The sequence below is a fragment of the Streptomyces sp. NPDC059564 genome, from assembly GCF_042735575.1.
In the GTDB taxonomy this organism is placed as follows: domain Bacteria; phylum Actinomycetota; class Actinomycetes; order Streptomycetales; family Streptomycetaceae; genus Streptomyces.
Genome location: NZ_JBHWBP010000400.1, coordinates 1 through 6,556 on the forward strand (window position 1 = coordinate 1; position 6,556 = coordinate 6,556).

The following is a 6,556-nucleotide window of genomic DNA, read 5'->3' on the forward strand; positions in this document are numbered from 1 at the left end:
TCCGGGGGCGGCACTACTGTGGTGGGGCGCCACAGTCAAGGGAGTGAACAGATGGATCACAGCGGTCACGGCATGAGCATGGACATGGACATGGACCACATGGACATGAACATGGACCTGCCGCCGTTCACCCTCGGGCGCGGGCTGGAGTTCTCCTTCGACTCCTTCTTCCTGTTCGGCTCCCTGCTGGGGCTCGCCCTGTACGGGTGGGGCGTGCTGCGGCTGCGCCGGCGCGGGGACGCCTGGCCGGTGGGCCGCACGATCGGCTTCGTGGCGGGCGTGCTGAGCGTGGCGCTGGTGATGTGCACCAAGCTGAACGACTACGGCATGGTCATGTTCAGCGTGCACATGGTCCAGCACATGGTGATCAGCATGATCAGCCCGATCCTGCTGCTGCTGGGCGCGCCCGTGACGCTGGCGCTGCGCGCGCTGCCGCCCGCCGCCCGCGGCACCAAGGGCCCGCGCGAGCTGCTCCTGATGCTGCTGCACAGCCGGTACATGCGGATCGTGACGCACCCGGCCTTCACCATCCCGATGTTCATCGCCAGCCTCTACGGGCTGTACTTCACCCCGCTCTTCGACTTCCTGATGGAGTCCCGGACCGGCCACATCGCGATGATGGTGCACTTCCTGGCGGTCGGCCTGATCTTCTTCTGGCCGATCATGGGCGTGGACCCGGGCCCGCACCGTCCCGGCTACGTCATGCGGATGCTGGAGCTGTTCGCGGGCATGCCCTTCCACGCCTTCTTCGGCATCGCGCTGATGATGGCGAGCGAGCCGATGATCAAGACGTACGCGAACCCGCCGGCCTCCCTCGGCATCGACCCGCTGCTCGACCAGCAGTGGGGCGGCGGCATCGCCTGGGCCTTCAGCGAGATCCCCTCGGTGCTGGTGCTGATCGCGCTGGTCTACCAGTGGTACCACTCGGAGCAGCGCGCCGCGAAGCGCTCGGACCGGTCCGAGGACCGCAACGGCGACCAGGAGCTGGCGGCGTACAACGCGTATCTCGCCTCGCTCCAAGGGCGCGGCCAGTAGCGCGGGAGCCGTCCTGGGCGCCACCATGGGGCATGACCGGATCCGTTAAGGCGATGGCCGTGACGACCTTCGCCGCCCTGGTGGCCGTCTCCACGTATTCCGTGGCGCTCGGCAGCAACGGCTGGCTGTGGTTCGGCTGGGTGGTGCTGGGACTGCTGACCCTGGGGATGGCCGCCGCGGGCGGCACCTGAGCGGGGCCGCCCCCGCCTTCGTCACCACGTGGCGAATTGGCCGATTCCCGATGGCGGACGGGTGAACTCCACGCACTGGTAGCCGTACTACCAGTAACAGGAAGTCCCTGGAGGACCCCGCTGCCTGGAGGAACGCCATGTCCAAGGGCACTGAAGAAGACGCGGCCTGCCGTGCGTACGCCGAGATCCTGCAGGAGGTGCGCATCGCCCAGACGGCGGTGCAGTTCCTCCTCGGGTTCCTCATGGCGGTGGCCGTCACCCCCCGGTTCAGCACGCTGGCGCCGGCCGACCGGGGCATCTACGTCACGGCCCTGGTGCTGGCGTTCGGAGCCGTGGGGCTGCTGACGGCGCCGGCCCCGCTGCACCGGCTGTGCGACTCGATGGACAAGGACCGGCTCGTGCACATCGCGGGCAGTCTCGCCCTGTGGGGCGTCCTGCTGCTCATGCTGGCGATGTCCGCGTCCGTCCTGCTCGTGCTCAACCTGGTGCTGAGCCTGTCGGCCGCCGGGATGCTGGCCTCGGCCGTGCTGTGCTGGCTGGTGGGTTTCTGGTTCGCCATGCCCATCTGGCACCGGTTCCGCCACACTGATCTGACCGTCAGGTGAAGGGAAGCGCCGGGTGTTCTACCACTTGCTCAAGCACGTGCTGCTCGGTCCACTGCTGCGGCTGCTGTTCCGGCCCCGGATCGAAGGGATGGAGAACATCCCCCCGGACGGGGCGGCGATCATCGCGGGCAACCACCTGTCCTTCTCCGACCACTTCCTCATGCCCGCGATCCTGCGGCGCCGGATCACCTTCCTGGCGAAGGCCGAGTACTTCACCGGCCCGGGCCTCAAGGGCAGGCTGACCGCCGCCTTCTTCCGCAGCGCCGGACAGATCCCGGTGGACCGCTCCGGCAAGGACGCCGGCCAGGCCGCCCTGCGCGAGGGCCTCGGGGTGCTGGCCAAGGGGGAGCTGCTCGGGATCTACCCGGAGGGCACCCGCTCGCACGACGGGCGGCTCTACAAGGGCAAGGTCGGGGTGGCCGCTATGGCGCTCGGCGCCGGGGTCCCGGTGGTGCCCTGCGCGATGGTCGGCACCTTCGAGATCCAGCCGCCCGGCCAGAAGATCCCGAAGATCCGGCGGGTGACCATCCGCTTCGGCGCACCGCTGGAGTTCTCCCGGTACGAGGGGATGGAGGGCGAGCGGGCCGTGCTGCGCGCCGTCACCGACGAGATCATGTACGCGATCCTCGGCCTCTCCGGGCAGGAGTACGTCGACCGGTACGCGGCCGAGGTCAAGGCCGAGGAAGAGGAGAAGCGGAAGAAGGCCCGGCGCTCGACGCGCTGAGCCTCCTCCCGCTCCGTCTTCCCGGGGTGTCCTAGCGGACGGCCGGGAGCTCCTCGAGCGCCGGGAGAGCGGCGTCCGGGGACTGGGCGAGCATCTTCGCGGCGGCCGGGGCGGGCGCGACCGGCGTGGCGTGCGGGGCGCACTTCACGTCCTTGGCGTCGACCTTGCCGGTCAGCAGGTAGGCGTCGACCCGCGCGTTGACGCAGGGGTTCACCAGGCTGGTCACGCCGTGCGAGCCGGCGTTCTGCTCGGTGATCAGGCGCGAGCCGGCCAGCCGGCGGTGCAGCTCGACGCCGCCCACGTACGGGGTGGCCGCGTCACGCTCGGACTGGACGATCAGGACCGGCGCCAGACCGTGCTTGGCACCGACCTCGATCGGGGTGCTCTGCTTGGACTTCCAGGTCGCGCAGGGCAGGTTCATCCACGCGTTCGACCAGGTCAGGAACGGGTACTTCTTGTGCAGCGCGGTGTTGTCCCGGTCCCACTTCGCCCAGCTGGTGGGCCACTTGGCATCGGCGCACTCGACCGCGGTGTACACGGCGTTGCTGTTCTCCGACGCGGCGTTGCCCTTGGTGTCGGACATGTCCGGGGCGATCGCATCGATCAGCGGCTTCTCGTCACCGGCGACGAAGGCGCTGAACGCCTGCGCGACCGGGACCCACGAGGAGTCGTAGTACGGGGCACCCTGGAAGAAGCCGAGGAGCTCCGCCGGGCCGACGACGCCGCCGAGCGGGTTGGCCTTGGCCTTGGCGCGCAGTTCAAGCCACTTGGCCTCGACCTTGGCGCGGGTGTCGCCGATGTGGAAGACGGAGTCGTTCTTGGCGACCCAGTCCTCCCAGTCGTTCCAGCGCATCTGGAAGGCGACGTCCTGCTCCAGGTTGGCCTGGTACCAGATGTTGTCCTGCTCGGGGTTGACCACGCTGTCGACGATCATGCGGCGCACGTGGGTCGGGAAGAGGGTCGCGTAGACCCCGCCCAGGTAGGTGCCGTAGGAGACGCCGAGGTAGTTCAGCTTCTGCTCACCGAGGGCGGCCCGGATGACGTCCAGGTCGCGCGCGGTGTTGGGGGTGGTCATGTGCGGCAGCATCTCGCCGCTGCGCTCCTGGCAGCCGTCCGCGTACTCGGCGGCGAGCTTGCGCTGGGCGCGCTTGTCGGCCTCGCTGTCCGGGACCGGGTCGGCCTTGGGGGCCTTGACGAACTCCTGCGGGTCGATGCAGGAGATCGGCGCGGAGTGGCCGACGCCGCGGGGGTCGAAGCCCACGAAGTCGTACGCCTTCGAGGTGTTGACCCACAGCGGGCTCTTGGTGGTGACCCGGCGGGGGAAGCGCATGCCGGAACCGCCGGGGCCGCCCGGGTTGTAGACGAGCGCGCCCTGGCGCTCCTCCTTGGTGCCGGTGCTGCCGATCCGGTCGACCGCGAGCTCGATGGTCTTGCCGAAGGGCTTCGTGTAGTCCAGCGGGACCTTCACCCAGCCGCACTGGATGGGCTTCTCGAAGCCCCAGTCCGCGGGGCAGTCCTTCCAGTCGATTCCGGCTCGGGCGGCGCGGGCGGCGGCGATCTGGGCGCCGACCGCCTCGGCGGCCCCGTTGTCGCGGCCGGCCGAGGCCGCCGAGGCGGACGGCGCGAGCAGCAGGCCCGCTGCCAGTGCGCCGGTGATGAGAGTGGCGGCGCTCCCCAGCGCCGCGGTGCGTATCACGTGGTTGTTCCCCCTGCGTCATGTGCCGCCGTGGGCGGCCGTGTTCGGTCGGGTTCGGTCGTCGGCGTGCAGGTGGATCCTTGCCGCTGACCGATACCCGGCAACAGAGCACGGTCGAGTTCTTTGCCAACCCGATAACCGGAAACGGGTGTACCGCTGAGCGGTGTCCCATTCGCCCCCTGTATGAACCCCCGTCACCACCCGTACGCGTGCGCCGCCTCGTCGAGCAGCGCGCGCAGCCGCAGCGCGTCCGGGGCCAGCGCCGTCACCAGTACCGCCGGGCCCGCCAGCGGGGTGAGCGCCGCGAACTCCCCCAGGACCCGCGCCGGGGGCGGATCCCCCTCGAACCGCGGGTCGACGACCAGGAGCTGGCCGAGCGCCCGATGGCCCGCGATGCCCGCCGGGCCGTCCCAGCCGCCGGGGGCGCCCGGGCCGCAGGACAGTTCCTGGTCCAGCAGGGGGCGGCCGCCCCGGATGACCGTGAGCCGGGCGCGCAGCAGGCCGGGGGCCTCCGCCGTGCGGCCCAGCACCTGCTCCTCGCGCAGCATCAGCCGGGCGGTGGGGGCCAGTTCGGCCCGGGTGCGCACCCGCAGGTCGCTGCCGCGTACGGAGACCAGCGGCTCCGGCAGCCAGCGCACCGCCGCGTCCTCGGCGAGGGTGAGGCGCACGTCGTACCGGGCCGGCTCGCCGCCCCGGCCGGGCAGGGCCAGGGTGGCCGCCGCCGAGCGCAGCAGGAGCCGGGCGCCCGGGCCCGCGTCGGCCTCGACCGTGAGGTGGTCGCCGCCGAGGGGGGCGCTCATCGCGCCGACCAGCATCACCCCGGCCTCGGCGCCCTCGCCCCGGGTGCGGCGCAGGGCGAGCGGCCCCTCCCCGGCCAGCAGCGGCAGTGCGGTACCGCCGCGTCCGTCGCGGACGGCGCCGATGCGGGCGGTGGCCCGCAGTCCGGAGGGGGGCGCGGCGGTGACGGGGGGTGCACTGGTCACCGTACGACCCAGGCGGCGATCCGCTCGCGCACCCAGTCGGCCACCGGGGCGACGCCCTCGGCCCCGCGCAGGGACTGGAAGGCGACGGGCAGTGCGCCCCGCTGCTCGGCCGCGTCGCGGGCCATCCGGTCCAGGTCGGAGCCGACGTGCGGGGCGAGGTCGGTCTTGTTGACGACGAGCAGGTCGGCCGTGGTCACGCCGGGGCCGCCCTTGCGCGGGATGTCGTCGCCGCCGGCCACGTCGATGACGAAGATCTGGGCGTCGACCAGGCCCCGGGAGAAGGTGGCGGTCAGGTTGTCGCCGCCGGACTCGACGAGGATGAGGTCGAGCGGTCCGGCATTCTCCTCCAGCTCCTCCACCGCCTCCAGGTTCGCGGAGATGTCGTCGCGGATGGCGGTGTGCGGGCAGGCCCCGGTCTCGACGGCGCTGATCCGCTCGGGCGGCAGGACGGCCTCGCGGAGCAGGAACTCGGCGTCCTCGCGGGTGTAGATGTCGTTCGTGACGACGGCCATGGACAGTTCGGCGCGCAGGGCCCGGCAGAGCGCGGCGACGGTCGCCGTCTTGCCTGAGCCGACGGGTCCGCCGAGTCCGATGCGCAGGGCGCGGCGGGTGCCGTCGGCGCGGTGCGGGTCGGCGCTGTGGGTGTGGCGGTGCGGGTACGTCACGTCGTGGTCGAGGTGCACGGGGTCTCCTTGGAGGTGGTGTGGGGTGGCCGGTCGGGGCGCTCCTCGTGCGCTCAGGAGGCGAAGAGGCGTACCGGCCAGTCGGCATGGGCCTGCGCCGCGATCTCCAGCAGGGGCGAGGAGGCGGCGGGCAGGACGTCCGGGCCCTCGGTGCGGGCGAGCAGGGCGGCCTCGGCGGCCCGGGCGGCGACGGCGTCGAGTTCCGGTGCCAGCCGGGCCAGCACCCCGCTCGCCTCGAAGGGGTCCAGGCCCAGCAGCCGCACCGTGGCGGTGGCCGGCCCGCTGACGCTCTCGTACGCGGCCACGTGCGCGGCGTCCAGCGCCCCGAGCCCCGCCGCCCGGGCGGCGAGCCCGAGCACCACGGGCTGGTGCGCCCCGCGCGGGAAGGCCGCGCCCAGCGCGTCGAGCCCGGGGTCGGGCCAGGTGGCGCGGGCGGCCCGCAGGAGCTGGCGCCCGAGCCGTCGCGCGGCGGCGCGCAGCGCGGGCGAGGGGGTGCGGGCGTCGGCGGCGGCGTCGAGCCCCGCCGGGTCCAGGCCGAGGGCGGCCGCCGCCCCCAGCCCCGCGGCGGGCACCCCGGCGGTGTGCATGCGGCCCCGGCACAACAAGGCCACGGGAGCCCGCGCCTGGAGACGGCCCCCC

The 6,556-nt window shown here is 72.5% G+C and carries 8 protein-coding genes; 4 read left to right on the forward strand and 4 right to left on the reverse strand.

The window, feature by feature from the left end; genetic code table 11:
• The first annotated feature begins 51 nt into the window (after positions 1-51).
• The 4 genes from ACFV0Q_RS36405 (at position 52) to ACFV0Q_RS36420 (ending at position 2,555) form a co-directional block, all read left to right on the forward strand.
• Entirely contained in the window at positions 52-1,035 is a 984-nt protein-coding gene (locus ACFV0Q_RS36405) for a cytochrome c oxidase assembly protein (RefSeq protein WP_385011533.1), read from the forward strand.
• Positions 1,036-1,067: 32 nt separating this feature from the next.
• Positions 1,068-1,226 carry a hypothetical protein gene (locus ACFV0Q_RS36410; RefSeq protein ID WP_045950237.1) on the forward strand — a complete coding sequence of 53 codons (159 nt, stop codon included), beginning with the start codon at positions 1,068-1,070 and terminating at the stop codon, positions 1,224-1,226.
• Positions 1,227-1,363: 137 nt separating this feature from the next.
• On the forward strand, positions 1,364-1,831 hold the full coding sequence (locus ACFV0Q_RS36415; protein ID WP_385011535.1) for a DUF6328 family protein: 468 nt from the start codon (positions 1,364-1,366) through the stop codon (positions 1,829-1,831).
• A gap of 13 nt (positions 1,832-1,844) precedes the next feature.
• Positions 1,845-2,555 (forward strand): lysophospholipid acyltransferase family protein, encoded by a 711-nt coding sequence (locus ACFV0Q_RS36420; protein ID WP_385011537.1) that lies wholly within the window; start codon positions 1,845-1,847, stop codon positions 2,553-2,555.
• Positions 2,556-2,586: 31 nt separating this feature from the next.
• On the opposite strand, the gene ACFV0Q_RS36425 is transcribed toward ACFV0Q_RS36420, so the two are convergent.
• From ACFV0Q_RS36425 to ACFV0Q_RS36440, 4 genes are all read right to left on the reverse strand, one after another.
• Entirely contained in the window at positions 2,587-4,251 is a 1,665-nt protein-coding gene (locus ACFV0Q_RS36425; protein WP_385011539.1) for an alpha/beta hydrolase, read from the reverse strand.
• 194 nt (positions 4,252-4,445) lie between these two features.
• The gene (locus ACFV0Q_RS36430) at positions 4,446-5,234 is read right to left on the reverse strand and encodes an urease accessory protein UreD (RefSeq protein WP_385011541.1); all 789 of its coding nucleotides are present in this window, start codon (positions 5,232-5,234) and stop codon (positions 4,446-4,448) included.
• Positions 5,231-5,917, reverse strand: a complete 687-nt coding sequence (ureG, locus tag ACFV0Q_RS36435; protein ID WP_385011543.1) for an urease accessory protein UreG — start codon at positions 5,915-5,917, stop codon at positions 5,231-5,233. The genes ACFV0Q_RS36430 and ureG overlap by 4 nt, the downstream gene beginning before the upstream one ends.
• Before the next feature lie 53 nt (positions 5,918-5,970).
• On the reverse strand, positions 5,971-6,556 hold a 586-nt coding region (locus ACFV0Q_RS36440; protein ID WP_385011545.1), incomplete at its 5' end, for an urease accessory protein UreF.